The organism is Anabaena sp. CCY 9613 (genome assembly GCF_963920895.1).
Lineage (GTDB): Bacteria > Cyanobacteriota > Cyanobacteriia > Cyanobacteriales > Nostocaceae > Cyanocohniella.
Window position 1 is genome coordinate 166,886 of the sequence record NZ_CAWUDE010000007.1, and the last position, 17,185, is coordinate 184,070.

The following is a 17,185-nucleotide window of genomic DNA, read 5'->3' on the forward strand; positions in this document are numbered from 1 at the left end:
AGTTATTTCTCCCAGTCCCTAGTCACCAGTCCCAATTACTGCCCCTGATACCTAGAGGGGTACCGAGTTCCCCAGTCCCTAGGAGTGAAAGCCGATGTCACTATCTTTGCCAGCATGAACTAATGCTAACTTTTTGTAACGTTCGGCGTGTTCGATAAGTTCTGTGGCTTCATGGTCTGTCACTTGTCTTAACACCTTACCAGGCACACCGACGACAAGGGACAAGGGGGGAATATCTTTAGTCACAACTGCGCCCGCACCAATAGTGCTACCAGCACCGACTCTGACCCCATCTAAAATGACTGCACCAATGCCAATTAAGCTGCCACGTTCAATGTAAGCAGAATGTACCACAGCGCGATGACCTACGGTGACATGATCCTCTAAAATTGTTGGTAAACCTGGGTCACCATGTAGAATCGCTCCATCCTGAATATTTGTACACTCACCGATCTCAATACGTTCCACGTCTCCCCTAACTACTGCTCCATACCAGATACTGGCTCCGGCTTTAATATTTACCGAACCTATGACAACAGCGTTAGCGGCGACGAAGGCAGCTTGAGAAAAATCAACAGATGGCCAGTAAGAAGCGGTAGACACGATAGAATAAAAATATGGTACCCAGGAACACTGGAGAAACTCTTAACTTTGAGGCTGGTTGCACAACCAGGATATCACGATGTCAAGTCTCTAGACTGAGGAAGATATGAGTGATGTTGTTCCTGCGTCAACACTGTGTCCTTGCAGCAGTGAGCAAGTTCCTCAAAGTGGAGGAGCCGAAGTGTAAAATCCAACCCTTTGATGCTGGTGAAGACAAAATTATGTTTGTATGCACTTCATGATGAATCCAGGCTTGCAGTACCCTATGTTTGGCCCCGACATTCAATGTCCCCATTGTCGCCAGACTATTCCGGCGTTGACACTTACAGATACCTATTTATGTCCCCGTCATGGCGCTTTTGAAGCTAATCCTAAAAATGGAGAGTTAGTTCATCTACAGTCAGGGCGTCATTGGCGAAGATGGAATAATGAATGGTATAGACAGCATACCCATCCCGATGGGATTCGATTTGAGATCCACGAGGCACTAGATAAGCTGTACACTCAAGGTTACCGAGCAACACGGGTAATTATTGCTGCACGTTATCAGGAATTAATGAGTGGCTATTTAGAACGCAGCACACCTTGGCGTTCTGGACAACCAGAAGCTAGCTATGCACGTTTATACGGTTTACCTGTGGAGTTTAGTCCAGACGCCTCAGAAGATCCCTGTTGGGAAGTGATTAATTTCGATTTGGAAAAAGAGCCTGGAGTGCCTGTGCGCTACCCTTATTTCCGATTATTTGAGTAAGTTATCAGTTATTGATGAATCAGTGCGGTGAGGCAGTACAGTCTTGGGGGTTTCCTCAAGTGGAGTAACTGCCGAAACCCGTCAAGGTCTGGGGAGTTTCCAGACAACTTACACTGGACGACAACCAGATAAAATACTGTGCATATTGACGACAGAACCAATTACTGCGATCGCAGGCGCACTAAATCCTGTTTCTGCGACTTGCTGAATAATTGTCTGCAATGTCCCTATTAATTCTTCTTGTTCGGCTCGTGTACCCCAACGCACCAAGGCAATGGGTGTTTTTTCACTCAAACCAGCTTGACTTAATTGTTCCACAATGTAAGGTAAATTGTGAATGCCCATGTAAATGACAATGGTTTCCGAACCGTGGGCGATCGCCTGCCAATTTACCTTCGGTCTATACTTACCTGCCGACTCATGCCCAGTGACAAAAGTCACAGAAGAACTATGCAATCGATGGGTTAAAGGTATACCCGCATAGGCAGGAGCGGCAATACCCGATGTAATTCCTGGCACAACTTCTACAGATATCCCAGCTTGGACTAAATCTGCCATTTCTTCGCCACCGCGACCAAATATAAACGGGTCACCACCCTTGAGTCGCACCACTATTGCATGATCCTGGGCCTTTTCAATTAACAGGTGGGTGGTTTCTTCTTGTAATAATGAATGTCGCCCCATGCGCTTACCAGCATTGATTTTTTCAGCTTGGGGATTAATCATCTCCAAAATAGCTGGACTCACCAAGGCATCATAGATAACTACATCTGCACATGCCAATAAACCCTTACCCTTGAGGGTCATTAATCCTGGATCGCCTGGCCCCGCACCTATTAAATAAACCTTACCCAAACACCCTTGCCCCTGTTGATCTGTGCGGCTCATGTATGTATCAAATCCCCAATTATCTCAGCTAATTCTGCACTTGCTCCCAAAGGTGATGCCAGTTGGAAAGTCACAGTGGGAAATTGTAATTTTAGCGTTTCTACGGACTGAGCGATCGCATCAGTTATGCCGCCTGTAAATAGAAAGTAGGGCAAAATCGCCATTTCCCTCTTGCCAGCAGCTACAAGCTCTTGGATTCGAGATTTTAAACTAGGAGGTACAGCCCAATAAGCAGTCACGGCTCCCAATTTGGTAGCGATGGTTTCTACTGGCTGTAAAGAACCAGGACGACGGCTACCATGAGCTAATAAAATTGTTGTCTCAGCTTTCATATTAGCCATTTGCTGGGCCAACAATGTCACCAAACCAGGATGAATACCTAAATGTGGTTGCAGGTCAAGGATAATATCTTCACCTAATGCTTGTTGTGCCAGGGCCATTTCCACGGGAATGTCTGTCATCACATGGACACCCGGTAGGAGAAATAACGGGATCACTTTCAGGCGATCGCACCCCAAAGCTAAACTATTGTGGGCAAATAATTTAATCTGCTGATGCAAAGGCTCAGGTTTCAGTTCCAGAGCAGCTATTCCTATCAAATGTTTCGTATTGCCCAGTTTATGAGATACCAACCCTGCTAATTGCTGCATAGCAACTTCTGGGCGTGGGTCACGACTGCCGTGGGATACCAGTAAATATGCAGATGTCATGAGTAAATGTGTAACTTTCAGTAGCTATTTTTAGCGTAACAGGTTGGCAACTTGGAGACTAAAACCTGAGTATGCTGCCACCACTGAGTACCACCAGCCCAAATCCGTGAAGGTAGGTGTCCTAGAGGGGCTGACCAATTAAAAAAGAAGCGAGGACTGGAGTTATGAACATTCCAGCCAATGGCAGCGCAAAACCGACCATAATCACCTTCAACGCTTTCGTAAATTTGCTTCTGGATGCTAAACCCAAACTTTCCTTGGCTATACTGCATCCATAATTGGTCAATTGTCTGTAAAATCTCATCCGGTAATTTTTTCAAGTCACCACAAAACAGATAGCTACCAATGGGCTTCGAGAGTGCTTGACACATGACCGCCCACGTTTCTTGGTCTGCTTGTTGCCATTTCTTGAAGGCCAGTAAGTCGCGTAATTGGCTGTAATCAACTTCTACTTCTAAAGTATCCGGCTGTTGAGTAGCTACATTTAGCGCTTGCAACACTTGCGCTGCTGATTGGTAACGTTGGGAAAGGGCATTGTGCAAGAGTTTATCAAGAATTTGACCGAGTGCATGGCTTAAGCGATTTTCATGCAATATATAGTCACGCCATACCCAGCGATCGCTAATCACATCAAACAAATCAAAAGGAGAAATCCCCGTTAATAAATGAATGCAGGTAACACCCAAACTGTAGAGATCACTAGCTGGCATAGCTCTACCCCGTGTTTGTTCAGGAGCAATATATTCGGGGCTACCTATGGTTGTACCTGTATGTAGCAATGCTGTAGCGGTGACCTGTTTCGCCACTCCAAAGTCAATTAACACTAAATCCCCTTGGGGAACGCGGCGCATAATATTTGCTGGCTTAATATCCCGATGGATTACTTTTTGCTCATGAATAAATTGCAGTACTGGCAACAAATTTTGGAGTAATTCCCCAATTTGGGATGCGTTAAAAACTCCTTGCTGTTGCAATTCCTCTGCCAAGGTTTGTCCAGCGATGAATTCTTCCACCAAATACAGCTGTTGATCTTGTTCAAAGTATCCTAGTAGTTTGGGGATTTGGTGATGCTGCAACTCATGAAGACGAATTGCTTCCTGACGAAATAATTCCCCTGCCTTGTGAAAGCTTTCTTTGTCTTCCTCTGGAAAACAGAATTGTTTAATGACACACCTGGGTTTGGAGGGAAGGCGTTCATCTACAGCCAAAAAAGTTCTGCCAAAGCCCCCGCGTCCTAGACAACCAAGCAAGTAATAGCGGTCTTGCAGCAATAAATTGCCACTACATCTTGTACATATTTGCGCTGTATCGGGATTTTGTGAATACAGACAGCCAATGTGGGGACAGAGTTTCATGACAATGTGGAGTTTTGGGCTTACAAGTAGTATTCCCAATTCTGGGCTTATTGCTCCTCAGCCGTGTAAGTATAGAAGTTATTAAATGCCCCCACTGTTTGAAATCGGTAAGCAGGTAACAAGGAACTCAGTTTTAAATCCGTAGTGTAAACACTAAAAACAATCAGATTTTGCTTTTCCGTAGTCCGTGACAATATTTCCCTCATTTGCGGATTAGCTTGTTCTACCAGCCTTTCACATTGGGAATTGATTAAATTCTCGAAGAAATTTGATGTTTTCTGGCAAACATCCTGTTTTAAGTATTGTGTGAGCCTTTCAACAGCATACTCTTCGTATTCAGACTGATTGGGATTAGTTTTAGCCATAGTCACCCCTAAGACTGCTAATCCGGCTGCTCCTAGATATGCCACAATATTCAGTACTTTCATGTTCCCTAACTGAGATTTGCTATAATCATTGAACTCCAAAGACTGCCCAGTTACAAAGTCCGTTCCTGGCAGAAAAAAAAATTTGGATCAATTCACAAAACAAGTGCTATAATGAGCATTGAGTAAAGTTGATGGCGAGCGTAGCCAAGTGGTTAAGGCAGTGGTTTGTGGTACCACCATTCGTGGGTTCAATTCCCATCGTTCGCCCCTTATGGTTTCGACAATTATTAGTGGTTTAAGCGACTGTATTTAGAATACTCAGGAATTATTTGTAATTTCTGAGTATTGTGTTACAGATAATTTTTTGAAATAGATTGTTGATTCTATTAAAAAATTATTGTAGTTACTAGAATATTTATAGTTATTGCCAAAGATTTGTGTCATTCACCATAACTTTGTGTAGTTCATTCCGTTTAAGGACTTACGCTAGAATGCGTCAGAAAAAAAGCTGCAAAAGTTAGTTACATATCAGAATTTAAGGTTATTTTCTCACATTCAAAGCTAAATTTTATTTTTTGAACATGATGAGCAATAGTGCTGCTTACTTATTTCAGTATTGATTTGATAATAAAGTTACTTTTATCTCAAAAAAATCTGATATATAGAGCAGATTCATGGCGCATTAAATGCAATTTTTTTGAAAATAGAATCCGGCTCAAACTTTGTGAGAGAATCATTACATACATCAACTCTATCAACAGGATGAAAAATTGTACGCCTTTAGTTAGAGTGAAAAAATACTGAGATGTCGATATTTTGAGTAAAGAGGAATACGGATTTAGATGCCTGATAAATCAAGGCTGATTCAGAACACAGATAGACAATTATTCTGTGTTTATTCGTGTTTGTACTCAATGAGATGAAAGGGGAGGTGCTAGCTTTGCCCTGGAAGTCAAACAAAAAAAATCAACGTTAGGGGTGATTATGTCCGAATTGATCCAAGCAATCCTGGATAGTGAAGAAAGGAGCGATTTGCGTTCCTTCATTAGTTTGTTACGTCAGGAAGAAAGCAAATACTTGCTGCGTAACGATATCTTGAGTGTATATGTGAACTTTTGCTTTAAGAACGAAAAGTCTTCTACCTTTGCAGCGTCTTCTCGCTTAGGTAAACTGATTTACTATACTCAGGAAATTATTCAAGAAGACTCAAACCTTTGTTTTATCATCCGTCCCAAGATTGCTAGTCAAGAAGTTTACTGGCTAACAGAGGATTTGAGTGTTGAGCCAATGACAGTACAGGAACTACTGGATCTGCGCGATCGCCTGGTAAATAAATTTCATCCCCAAGAAGGAGATCTGCTAGAGTTAGATTTTGGCCCATTTTATGACTACACCCCAGTCATTCGTGACTCGAAAAATATTGGTAAGGGTGTGCAGTTTCTCAACCGTTATCTCTCCAGCAAAATCTTTCAAGACTCTAAACAGCTGCTGGAGAGATTATTGAATTTCTTACGCCTACACCAATACAACGGTGTACAGCTGCTAGTTAACGAGCGCATCAAATCACAGCAGCAACTTTCCGACCAAGTAAAAAAAGCCCTTTCCTTTCTTAAGGAACGCCCCAGCGATGAATCCTACGAAGAATTCCGCTTTGATTTACAAATGATGGGTTTTGAGCCTGGTTGGGGTAATACAGCCTCGCGGGTACAAGATAGCCTCAACGTTCTTGACGATTTAATTGACTCTCCCGACCCCCAATTGCTCGAAGCTTTTATCTCTCGTGTGCCGATGATTTTTAGAATCGTCTTAGTATCGGCTCATGGTTGGTTCGGCCAAGAAGGTGTTTTGGGTCGTCCTGATACTGGTGGTCAGGTAGTGTATGTCCTCGACCAAGCCAGAAATCTCGAAAAGCAGCTGCAAGAAGATGCCCACTTAGCAGGTTTAGACGGGCTGAACGTCCAGCCAAAGGTGATTATTCTCACCCGTTTAATTCCTAATAATGATGGCACTTTGTGTAATCAACGACTAGAAAAAGTCCATAGTACAGAAAATGCCTGGATTTTGCGTGTACCCCTGCGGGAATTTAATCCCAACATGACGCAAAACTGGATTTCCCGATTTGAGTTTTGGCCTTATCTAGAAACCTTTGCTATTGACTCAGAAAGAGAACTACTCGCAGAATTTCAAGGTAGACCCGACTTAATTGTGGGTAATTATTCTGATGGTAACTTGGTAGCCTTTTTGTTAGCACGACGGATGAACGTCACCCAGTGCAACATCGCCCATGCTTTGGAAAAATCTAAATACTTGTTTAGTAACTTATACTGGCAAGATTTGGAAGAGAAATATCATTTTTCTTTGCAATTTACAGCCGATTTAATAGCCATGAATGCGGCTAACTTCGTTGTCAGCAGCACCTACCAAGAAATTGTGGGAACACCAGACAGCATTGGCCAGTATGAGTCTTACAAATGCTTCACCATGCCAGAGTTATATCACGTAGTCAATGGCATTGAACTATTTAGCCCCAAGTTCAACGTGGTACCGCCGGGAGTCAACGAGAGTTACTATTTTCCTTACACCCGCAGAGAAGATCGCATAGAAACTGATAGCGATCGCCTGGATGAAATACTCTTTAATTTAGAAGACCCTAACCAAATCTTCGGTAAACTAGACGACCCCAGCAAGCGCCCGCTGTTTTCAGTAGCGCGTCTTGACCGCATTAAAAACCTCACAGGTTTAGCAGAATGCTTTGGTAAGAGTAAAGAACTACAAGAGCATTGCAACTTAATTTTAGTCGCAGGTAAATTGCGTGTTGAAGAGTCAGGCGACAACGAAGAACGCGACGAAATTATTAAACTCTATCAAATTATTGAAGAATACAATCTCTACGGCAAAATTCGCTGGCTAGGTATACGTTTATCAAAGTCTGATTCCGGTGAAATTTACCGCGTAATTGCTGACCGCAAAGGTATCTTTGTTCAACCAGCTTTATTTGAAGCTTTCGGTTTGACAATCTTGGAAGCTATGATTTCGGGACTACCAACTTTTGCTACACAATTCGGTGGGCCGCTAGAAATTATTCAAGATAGGGTAAATGGCTTTTACATTAACCCCACGAATTTAGAAGAAACAGCCACCAAAATTTACGAATTTGTCACGAAATGTGAGCAAAAACCTGATTATTGGGATGCAATTTCTCGGCAAGGTATTGACAGGGTGTACAGTACATATACTTGGAAAATTCATACGACTAAGCTGTTATCCCTAGCGAGAATTTATGGCTTCTGGAACTTTACTTCCAAGGAAAATCGGGAAGACTTGCTGCGCTATCTCGAAGCGTTGTTCTATTTAATTTACAAACCCAAAGCTCAACAACTATTAGAGCAGCATCAGCATCGCTAAATCATCATTAGTCAGTTGTCAGGTGTTAGTTATTAATTGTCACAAAGCGATGGCAGATTGTAAATTTGTTTTTTAAACCCCAAAATAACTGACCACTGACAACAGACTAAATTGTCAACTCAAGCCAAGTAACTGGGCCCACTATTCCATCTACCGACAAACGCCGCTGATTTTGAAAAGCTTTGACTGCTGTTTCTGTCAGTGGCCCATAAGCCCCATCAACTCCAATAGCATAGCCATTAGACACTAACAGTCTTTGCAAAACTCTCACTGAAGTCCCAGAATTTCCAAAACGCAAAGTTGGCATAGATTGGGCCCTAAACCTTTGGGGTCGCGCTGCTACTTTGGCAACTTTGATTGTAGCTTTAGCTAAGGTAAAAGAACCAGGGGATAAACTTTTTGTAGTGTTTATTTGAAAATTCCGGTCTTTAAAGTTTTCTGAGTAACCTTGATCTGTCTGGATAAATTCAGGTGGTGTGATTTGATGATTTGGAGCTAATTGAGTTAACTTGCGCTGTATTAACTTCTGCGAGCTTTTCTCCATTGGAAATGGTTGCTGCTTCGGTAAATTATTGGGCAAATATGGTCGTTTTGTGATTAATATGCCCGTCATCAGCAGGCCAATTTCACTCATGGTCATTCATTTTACTAATACCCTGATTTCTATTGACAAACAAACTGCTTGTTAGTCCGGAATAGTTGCTCCTGAAAAATGTAAAAAAACAATGTAGTATTTTTTTTAATTATGAAAAAATAGATAATTGAACATTAATCTTGTTATTAAACATACAATTTACCTGATAAAAATTTTACTTACTGAAGTAGATAAACAGCATAAATTACCACATTTTATGGAATATTTATTTTGTCTAGCCTCATTGATTAGTGCTTAAAATTCCTGCTTCACAAGAAAATTGAGCATTTTTTATTTGTTGGCACCTTGAATTATTTAATAAATAAAATTTCCCAATCTGATTTTCTGAAAGTCAACTTTACAGTAGCCTATTGTTTACTTTCTTCCTCCTAAAGTCTCATCAAAATACTCAGTAATTTCAAAAGTTAAATAAATATAGGTATCAAAAATTTTATTCAGTAAGCGTGTGTTAGATACTGAGAATATTTGAAACAATGATGTAAATTAATGGATGCTTAATAAGCTGATGTAGTAGCTCTTTATCACTAAAAAAGCTGATAAGTTTAATCCCAAACTGTATGCCTGGTAACCAATTTAAATATTAGAAACATGATGAAAATTTGTACGATTTTTAACCGTAATCAAGACATTAATTGATAAAAGACAAATTTGTGAGTTTCAACTCAGTACAAAAACTCACAAAAAGACGGCGAGTCAGCTTAATTCCTGTCAAAAGTGGAAAAAATATCACCCACCGTCTTAGAGGATGTTTGAAAAGTGGTTGGTTGTGATTTTAAGCACTTATTAATCCCCCCTAACCCCCCTAAACCCCTTCGGGGATGCGCCTTCGGCGTAGAAAAAGGGGGGAACCGGAATCAAAGTCCCCCTTTTTAAGGGGAGCCACTGCGTTGGGCGGGTTTCCTGACTTGTAGCAAGTGGCGTGGATTTAGGGGGATCTAAAACGTTTTTCTAGCAAGAAGAGGACTTTTCAAACACCCTCTTAGACCATTTTGGATCGACATCAGGAAACCCAACATATTGGCAGCGTTTGGTTGCGCTGTGTTAGTCCAGTGAAGTGTGTTATGGACTTTATAACGCACCGGAAAACAAACATTCTACTTGTGAAGGATTTGGGGTGATTAGATCATTTGTGTGTACACAGTAGCTCCTTGGTTACCTCGACAGATAACTTTATTAACCCTCAAGTACTTTCAAGTCTGTTCCCTACTATAACTACCCAACACTATCGATGACTGGATGAAAGTAGAAGGCAAAGCCCAAGACTGTATAGGCTGCTAACAGTAAAGTGCCTTCTAACCAATTGGACTTACCATCAGAACTAATGCTATTAGCAATCAACACTGACACCGCTACAGCCACTAATTCAAAAGGGTTGAAGTCCAAATCCATTGGTTGATCGAGGAACCACCCGGCTATCACTAACACGGGGGCGACAAATAAGGCAATTTGCATACTTGATCCCACAGCCACTGATAAAGAAAGATCCATCTTATCTTTCATGGCCACGGTGACAGCAGTAGCATGTTCAGCAGCGTTACCAATGATGGGAACTAAAATCACCCCTGTAAACAGTGATGTCAAACCTAACTGAGATGTAGCTACTTCTAAAGTATCTACCAACATTTCTGATTCTAATGCCACCAGCAGCGTACATACTAACAGCACGCCACTCCATAGCCAAACATTAGGTTTGGTTTCAGGAGTTTCCTCGGCTTCTATCTCTGCTACACCCACATCATATAAATAGGCATGGGTTTTCATAGAAAATAGCAGTGTTAAGACATAAACCAGAATCAACACAATGGCCACAGCTAAAGAAAAATTTTGTAAAGTCTTTTCGTTAATGCCTACAGATGTATAATTCATCGCCGTGGGTAGCAAAATGGCAATCACCGCCAAATTCATTGACGAAGCATTCACCCGCGCGACAACCGACTGAAATGTCTGTTCCTTATACCGCAGTCCACCCAACAGCATCGAAAAACCCATTACCAACAGTAGGTTACTGATAATCGAACCTGTAATGCTGGCTTTGACTACATCCACCAACCCAGCATTCAGCGCCACTAAAGCTATAATCAGTTCTGTAGCGTTGCCAAAGGTGGCGTTAAGTAATCCTCCCAAACTCGGGCCAACTACAACAGCTATTTCTTCTGTGGCTGTACCCATCCAAGCGGCTAAGGGCAAAATTGCTAAACCGGCTGTGATAAAAACTATTAAGTCTCCCCATTCTAGAAAGTGTGCTGCTAGGGAAACAGGAATAAACAGTAATAAAACGAGAAACAGAACGTTTTTAACTGACATTTGCTACCTTAAGGTAAGATTATTGTTCACAAAAGGTGATCCTGAGTTCTCCATTCTGCATGAAGAGTACAACAACCAAAATGATGCCATCTTCTCTGTTGTGTTTTCTCAGCACTCAGCACGGCCTAAAGCCCAGCTACTTCAAGACTCTAGGATACTCTCAACTGTCTATACTTCTGTTCTGTGTTTGTACTGTTTCTCGGTTTGTATGAGATATGTAAAATAAAGTTGCAATTTATGGAGTTTTTGCAAACTTTCGTAGCAAAACTATCAATTGCAGCCAGGATTTGACGCCAAAAATGGGGTTTAATAGATTAAATGACAATTAAATTTTTTACTGGCGCAGTCAACACAAAAACCCTAATCAAAACATTGTTTAATGACTGATGACTTCCAGCCTTTAGGGAAATGGCTGTGAGATAACGCAGATTTCCCACTCTAGTCAGACAGCTTTTTTGGAGATTTAACTGTATCCTATACCCATAGTTTTCATATATACCGGATTTTGTGTTGAAACCTCTGTAGTCAGGTTTAAATACACAGTTTTCGGCGCACTTGTAAGTTTTTTGTTTGGATAAATATACATGACTTCTGCTGCTGAAATGCCAGCTAGCTCTGGCTCAACATTTACATCACATATCACTCCCAAAGATACGCATCAAACTGATCCTCTAAAACAGGCGACTGGTGTGTATGTCACGGTGCATGGTCATTTTTACCAGCCCCCACGGGAAAATCCTTATTTGGATGCCATTGAACGTCAACCCAGTGCTGCACCTTTCCATGATTGGAATGAACGCATTCATTGGGAATGCTATCGCCCAAATGCTTTTGCTAGAGTCTTCAATGACCGGGGCGAAATAGTGGGGATCGTCAATAATTACGAATATTTCAGCTTTAATATTGGGCCGACGCTGATGTCGTGGCTAGAACGCTACGATTTGGAGGTTTATCAGCGGATTTTGGAGGCGGACACCAAAAGTTGTCAGCGCTTGCAAGGTCATGGCAATGCGATCGCGCAAGTATACAATCACATTATTCTGCCTTTGGCGAATGAACGGGATAAATACACCCAAATTCGCTGGGGTAAAGAAGACTTCCGTTCCCGTTTCGGTCGTGATCCCGAAGGGATGTGGCTAGCAGAAACAGGTGTGGATTATGCAACTTTAGAAGCTTTGGTTGCTGAAGGCATTCGCTTCATTATCCTTGCACCATCCCAAGCACAACGTTGTCGTCCCCTAGCAAATCATGATGGGGATCATCATGAATGGCAAGAAGTCGGCGGTAGTCAAATTGATCCCACCCGTCCTTATCGTTGTTATTTAAAGCCACAATTGAGTACTGCTGCTTCACCTCTCAGCACTACAGAAGGGAGTGGGGATGATGCAGATTCCCGTCCTTATATTGATATTTTCTTCTACGATGGCCCGATTTCGCGGGACATGGGTTTTAGTGATGTGGTTTATAATTCCAGTCACTTTGCTGGCCGCATTGGTTCGGCGGTACGTGGGGATCACCGTCCAGCGCAACTAATTTCTGTGGCGACAGATGGCGAAACCTTTGGTCACCATAAAAAGGGAACAGAGAAAACTTTAGCCTATGCTTTTACAAAGGAGTTTCCCAAGCAAGGTTGGACAGTCACCAACTTTGCCCATTATCTGAGTTTGAATACTCCCACTTGGGAAGTAGAGTTAAAACCCGTCACAGCCTGGAGTTGCGCCCATGGTGTCGGCAGATGGGAAGATGACTGTGGTTGTGGTGGTGAAGGTGGTGTTTGGCATCAAAAATGGCGCCGCCCGTTGCGAAATGCTTTAAATTGGCTGCGGGATCAATTAATTGATGTCTACGAAGAAAATGCTAGGCAGTTATTCCGCGAGCCTTGGCTAGCACGGGATGAATATATTCAAGTGATGCGCGATCGCTCGCCTGCTAATGTTAACCGTTTTCTAGCTCGCCATCAAACCCACAAACTCACAGCCGCAGAACAAGTAGACGCTTTACGTTTATTGGAAATGCAGCGTCATGCTTTACTGATGTTCACCAGTTGCGGGTGGTTTTTTGAAGAAATTTCTCGTCCAGAAGGTACGCAAATTCTCCGCTACGCCTCCCGTGCTTTGGAATTGGCTGGAGATGTGGCTGGTGTACAGTTAGAAAAAAGTTTCCTCAAACGCTTGGGATTAGCCCCCAGTAATGTGGATCTTTTCAAACATGGTGCAGAAATTTATCGGCAAATGGTGCAAACGGCCCAAGTGAGTGTAAAGCAGGTTGCTGCCCATTATGCGATTACTTCTTTGTTTGGCAATCACAAACCCGCCGAGACACTCAATCCCCTCACAGGAGAACAAGCTACTAAATATCCGCATCCCCACCAAAAGCGTGTTTATTGTTACACCGTCAATGAGATAGATTACCAAATGCAACGCATGGGATCATTGACTCTGGCGGTAGGACATTTACAACTGGTGTCAGAAATTACCTGGGAAAGTGAAAGTTTGGTGTTTGCTGTTCTGCATTTGGGCGGCTGGGATTTCCACTGCTGTACTCAATTGTTTACTGGTAGACGTGACTACAGCCAATTGAAAGATAAGCTATTTGGGGCATTGCAACAAGCGAGTGCAGCTCAGGCGATCTTAGTAATGACACAGCTATTTAAAGAAGAGACATTCAGCTTGCAGAATCTCTTTGCTGAAGAACGTCATCGAATTATGCGGCTGCTGAGTCAGGAAACCTTAACACGTTTAGACCAGCTTTACACTCAAGCATACCGAGATAATTACGGTATTCTCATGGCCTTTCACCGGGACGAACTAGAGGTTCCCCAAGAATTGCAGGTAGCCGCCGAGATTGCTTTAGGATCTCGTTGTATGACAACATTGCGATCGCTTGAGCAAGATATCTCTGAATCGGGATTGAGCTTAAATCACATTGGAGAATTAGAGGCGATCGCTACTGAAGCTAAACATCTGCATTGTCAGTTAAATATTCCCGAAGGTAAGCAGATATTAGAGCAATTGGTTATGCGATTACTTTGGCAATTGTTACACAATACCAATGGTAGTTTTGCTATAGAAATCCAATGTTTAGAACGATTAATTGATGTCGCTTCTCAGTTAAATTTGGGTATTTCTCTGCACCGTTCTCAAGAGCTATTCTTTAGCTGTTTGCACAGCGAAATTGTGCCATTGTGTGTTACGGCATCAGCTAATCAGGAAGATAATAATCAATGTCATCAATTACTCAAGTTAGGGCAAAAGTTAGCCGTTGATGTCAGTCATGTTTTGAGTAAATTTGATTAGGTAAAAAACACAACTTCCCACTTCTGGAAATCAAATTTGTATGGTGTGTTGTCGTATAAGGCAATGCACCATTAATTTTTAATTATAGCTATTTAGGAAATCTGCTGAAACTCACTTAATAACCAAGTTCCAACTTCCGATTGACTCATTTGACGGCTACGACGTAAAGCTGATTCTAAAATTGCGATCGCTAATCCAGGTAACACCTGTGATTCTTGAATGCGTTTACTACCTTGATCGGCAATAGCATAAGCGATAATTTGGGCATTTTGGACATCTACTACCCAATATTCAGCCACACCCAACTCTTCATAGAGCGATCGCTTTGTACCCAAATCATCTAGCAAAGAGGTTTTCGCAATCTCAATCACCAAATCTGGTGCAGGGTACTGATCAAGTTTAACAATCCCTGTGCCAGTTGGAATAGTTTGGGCGTGTTCTCTGAGGTAATAAGCCACATCAGGCTGACAATCCTGAAGGCCAGTTTTCCGAAAAGTAGTGGTATCTAAACCTGTGGCTAAAATTCCCTTAAGTGCTGTAAATAAAGTTACTGCAAAAATAATTACAACATGGTCTTTACCATGATCAAAACTAACTGGCGCCATCTCCAGCCTCATATATCCCTTGTAGTAGTAACTCTTTCCCTGATTATTGAGCAGGTTGGCGACTATTTGCTCATACTCATCCCAAGAAGTGTAAATCCATATATCTGTAGGTAACTGGGTTTGTAAATCATTCATTGTCTAACCCCTCGCCAAAACGAAATTTTTTGTGCTTGGCAAAGTCCATAATTACCATATTAAACTCCTCCAGTACCAAGATAGTATCCTTCATACCTCCACAAGTTCATCTCAAAAAGTTACCAAGAATAACTTTCAAAATTTTGAATTGCCTATTATCTAATCAAGCTAGAAGAATCCCGTTACAATGCACCAGCATTTAGCGGGAGAGGATGTCAATCAGAATACTCGGAAAGTGACAGAAGAGGGTTACTGCCGTTAATAGTTAGACTGACATTAGCTTGTGTTTGTGCTTGCCAAGACTGGGCATAAAGTCCACCCAAAGCTAGTAATTCGTGATGACTTCCTGACTCTACAATTTGTCCAGCCTGCATGACATGAATGACATCAGCACGCATTGCTAAAGTAAAACGGTGAGTGATGACCACAGCAGAACGATTCTTTGCCATCCGGCGAAATCTATCTAGCCAGTCATGTTCAGCCCAAGAATCCATGAAGCTGGTTGGTTCATCTAGGATGAGAATCGGTGCTTGCCGTAAAAAAGCTCTAGCTAAGGCAATACGCTGCCATTCACCTCCACTCAAATCAGTACCGCCAGAAAACATTTTTCCTAGTTGTGTATCGTAACCCTGCGGTAGCCTAGCAACAATTTCTTCAGCACCAGCATCTTGAATAGCCGCCTGAATTTCCTCAAAGCTAGGTTTTGAATACACATCACTAATGGCAATGTTTTCTGCTACCGTTTTTTGATAAGTAGCAGGAAACTGAAACATAACTGTGAGTAGACGGCGGAATTCGCTCAGGGAAAACTTTTTAATATCAATTCCATCTAATTCAATACTGCCGGATTCAGGGTCATAAAAACGGCACAAAAGTTTAATCAAGGTACTTTTACCAGTACCGTTTTCCCCAACAATGGCGACAATCTTGCCAGCAGGGATGGTGAGATTAAAATCTTGCAGAATCGCCCGATCGCTCCCAGGATAGCGAAAGGTAACTTGGCGTAAGCAAATTCCTTGTTTTAAAGGTAGGGAAATGGGTAAGGGTTGAGGAGGATCTTGAATTTGTGGTTTTAATTGGAGAAATTCAAAGAGATTACCCAAAAACAAGCTATTGCTGTAGATTTGACCAATGTTTGCCAGTACAGAACGCATTAAACTTTGGCCACTATTAAAAGCCTGGTAAAATAAAGCCAGGTCTCCTAAGGTCAAAAATCCTTGTAATGCTCGCCACAGCATCCACACCATCGCACCACCAGCAATCAACAAAGCCGAGATACCTCCAGCCAACTGAGTGTAACTTTGTTCACCAGTTAACTTGATGGTTTCGGTACGCAGGCGATCGCGTATAGCCTGATAAGATAGTTGAAAATAATTGCCCAACTCAAATAACCGCAGTTCCGCAGCAGTATACACCTGAGTGAGCAAAAAATCATAGTATTCAGCCCTTCGACGTTGTGGTGTCGTTTTTTCCCACCAGCGATGATAATATTTATTGAAGCGAACTACCATGTAGAGTGCAGGGATTGAACTAGCAAGCAGCACTAGAGGTAACCATACTCCATAGGGCAGCAAAATAGCTACCATTGTTAGTAAAGTGATGCTATTCTGCAATAAACTGCCAGTACTTTCCAAAAGACCAAGAGAATGGCTACTAGCATTACTTCGTGCTTGATGTAAGCGGTCGTGGTACTCCGGTAATTCGTAGAAGGATAAATCAGCCGCAATAGATTTTTCGTGTACTAAGGCTGTAATACTATCTAGTACGAGTTCAGACTGAACCTTGCGGATGAAAATTAGGGCAGCATTTGATAGTTGTGTCAGTAACAAAACGGTCGCCATCAACCCTGCTGGTAACAGCACTATTTTAAAACTTTCTTCACTGGTACCAGCCCTCATGGCAACTACTAAACTATCTACTAGCAGTTTAGATAGATATACATTTGCCCCTGGTAGTAACCCTTGAAGTAACAGCAAGAATGACCAAGCCACAGTCCAGATAGGAGCTGTTGCCCAAATCAAATGCAAAGTTTGCATGATATGGGATGACTGTGCTAGAGAATTACGTAACTTGCTCATTAAATTTGTGACGTTGCAGAATAAAAATATGA

At 42.0% G+C, this 17,185-nt stretch carries 12 protein-coding genes and 1 tRNA gene; 4 read left to right on the plus strand and 9 right to left on the minus strand.

Annotated features, from left to right (window positions below; all coding sequences use genetic code 11):
- Window positions 1-78: 78 nt before the first annotated feature.
- A complete protein-coding gene (locus ACM0OT_RS10810) occupies window positions 79-603 on the minus strand; it encodes a gamma carbonic anhydrase family protein (RefSeq protein ID WP_414564353.1) in 525 nt (174 codons plus the stop codon).
- A gap of 238 nt (window positions 604-841) precedes the next feature.
- Here ACM0OT_RS10810 and ACM0OT_RS10815 point away from each other — a divergent pair, with 238 nt between their 5' ends.
- Window positions 842-1,354, plus strand: a complete 513-nt coding sequence (locus tag ACM0OT_RS10815) for a TIGR02652 family protein (protein ID WP_414564354.1) — start codon at window positions 842-844, stop codon at window positions 1,352-1,354.
- Window positions 1,355-1,462: 108 nt separating this feature from the next.
- On the opposite strand, the gene cobA is transcribed toward ACM0OT_RS10815, so the two are convergent.
- From cobA to ACM0OT_RS10835, 4 genes are read right to left on the minus strand one after another with little or no spacing between them, the layout of a single operon-like run.
- Window positions 1,463-2,242 carry a uroporphyrinogen-III C-methyltransferase gene (gene cobA / locus ACM0OT_RS10820; protein WP_414564355.1) on the minus strand — a complete coding sequence of 260 codons (780 nt, stop codon included), beginning with the start codon at window positions 2,240-2,242 and terminating at the stop codon, window positions 1,463-1,465.
- Window positions 2,239-2,952, minus strand: coding sequence for a sirohydrochlorin chelatase (locus tag ACM0OT_RS10825; RefSeq protein ID WP_414564356.1), 714 nt, complete (start codon window positions 2,950-2,952; stop codon window positions 2,239-2,241). Before ACM0OT_RS10825 ends, cobA begins: the two co-directional genes overlap by 4 nt.
- Window positions 2,953-2,969: 17 nt before the next feature.
- Entirely contained in the window at window positions 2,970-4,307 is a 1,338-nt protein-coding gene (locus ACM0OT_RS10830) for a protein kinase domain-containing protein (protein ID WP_414564357.1), read from the minus strand.
- Between the two features lie 47 nt (window positions 4,308-4,354).
- A complete protein-coding gene (locus ACM0OT_RS10835; protein ID WP_414564358.1) occupies window positions 4,355-4,735 on the minus strand; it encodes a DUF4359 domain-containing protein in 381 nt (126 codons plus the stop codon).
- A gap of 134 nt (window positions 4,736-4,869) precedes the next feature.
- Between ACM0OT_RS10835 and ACM0OT_RS10840 the strand changes: the two genes are divergently transcribed.
- Both ACM0OT_RS10840 and ACM0OT_RS10845 read left to right on the plus strand, forming a co-directional pair.
- A tRNA-His gene (locus ACM0OT_RS10840) sits at window positions 4,870-4,942 on the plus strand.
- A gap of 717 nt (window positions 4,943-5,659) precedes the next feature.
- A complete protein-coding gene (locus tag ACM0OT_RS10845; RefSeq protein WP_414564359.1) occupies window positions 5,660-8,080 on the plus strand; it encodes a sucrose synthase in 2,421 nt (806 codons plus the stop codon).
- Window positions 8,081-8,186: 106 nt separating this feature from the next.
- On the opposite strand, the gene ACM0OT_RS10850 is transcribed toward ACM0OT_RS10845, so the two are convergent.
- Both ACM0OT_RS10850 and cax read right to left on the minus strand, forming a co-directional pair.
- Window positions 8,187-8,714 carry a peptidoglycan-binding domain-containing protein gene (locus ACM0OT_RS10850; protein WP_414564360.1) on the minus strand — a complete coding sequence of 176 codons (528 nt, stop codon included), beginning with the start codon at window positions 8,712-8,714 and terminating at the stop codon, window positions 8,187-8,189.
- Window positions 8,715-9,947: 1,233 nt separating this feature from the next.
- The gene (gene cax, locus ACM0OT_RS10855; protein WP_414564361.1) at window positions 9,948-11,039 is read right to left on the minus strand and encodes a calcium/proton exchanger; all 1,092 of its coding nucleotides are present in this window, start codon (window positions 11,037-11,039) and stop codon (window positions 9,948-9,950) included.
- 584 nt (window positions 11,040-11,623) lie between these two features.
- Between cax and ACM0OT_RS10860 the strand changes: the two genes are divergently transcribed.
- Window positions 11,624-14,335 carry a DUF3536 domain-containing protein gene (locus ACM0OT_RS10860; protein WP_414564362.1) on the plus strand — a complete coding sequence of 904 codons (2,712 nt, stop codon included), beginning with the start codon at window positions 11,624-11,626 and terminating at the stop codon, window positions 14,333-14,335.
- 92 nt (window positions 14,336-14,427) lie between these two features.
- On the opposite strand, the gene ACM0OT_RS10865 is transcribed toward ACM0OT_RS10860, so the two are convergent.
- Entirely contained in the window at window positions 14,428-15,075 is a 648-nt protein-coding gene (locus ACM0OT_RS10865) for a Uma2 family endonuclease (protein ID WP_414564363.1), read from the minus strand.
- Between the two features lie 215 nt (window positions 15,076-15,290).
- A complete protein-coding gene (locus ACM0OT_RS10870) occupies window positions 15,291-17,153 on the minus strand; it encodes an ABC transporter ATP-binding protein (protein WP_414564364.1) in 1,863 nt (620 codons plus the stop codon).
- Window positions 17,154-17,185: the final 32 nt, after the last annotated feature.

Bases quoted from the DNA above. Each gene is read 5' to 3' on its own strand.
- ACM0OT_RS10815 (WP_414564354.1), top strand. From the start codon at position 842: ATGATGAATCCAGGCTTGCAGTACCCTATGTTTGGCCCCGACATTCAA.
- cobA (WP_414564355.1), bottom strand. From the start codon at position 2,242: ATGAGCCGCACAGATCAACAGGGGCAAGGGTGTTTGGGTAAGGTTTAT.
- ACM0OT_RS10825 (WP_414564356.1), bottom strand. From the start codon at position 2,952: ATGACATCTGCATATTTACTGGTATCCCACGGCAGTCGTGACCCACGC.
- ACM0OT_RS10830 (WP_414564357.1), bottom strand. From the start codon at position 4,307: ATGAAACTCTGTCCCCACATTGGCTGTCTGTATTCACAAAATCCCGAT.
- ACM0OT_RS10835 (WP_414564358.1), bottom strand. From the start codon at position 4,735: ATGAAAGTACTGAATATTGTGGCATATCTAGGAGCAGCCGGATTAGCA.
- ACM0OT_RS10845 (WP_414564359.1), top strand. From the start codon at position 5,660: ATGTCCGAATTGATCCAAGCAATCCTGGATAGTGAAGAAAGGAGCGAT.
- ACM0OT_RS10850 (WP_414564360.1), bottom strand. From the start codon at position 8,714: ATGAGTGAAATTGGCCTGCTGATGACGGGCATATTAATCACAAAACGA.
- cax (WP_414564361.1), bottom strand. From the start codon at position 11,039: ATGTCAGTTAAAAACGTTCTGTTTCTCGTTTTATTACTGTTTATTCCT.
- ACM0OT_RS10860 (WP_414564362.1), top strand. From the start codon at position 11,624: ATGACTTCTGCTGCTGAAATGCCAGCTAGCTCTGGCTCAACATTTACA.
- ACM0OT_RS10865 (WP_414564363.1), bottom strand. From the start codon at position 15,075: ATGAATGATTTACAAACCCAGTTACCTACAGATATATGGATTTACACT.
- ACM0OT_RS10870 (WP_414564364.1), bottom strand. From the start codon at position 17,153: ATGAGCAAGTTACGTAATTCTCTAGCACAGTCATCCCATATCATGCAA.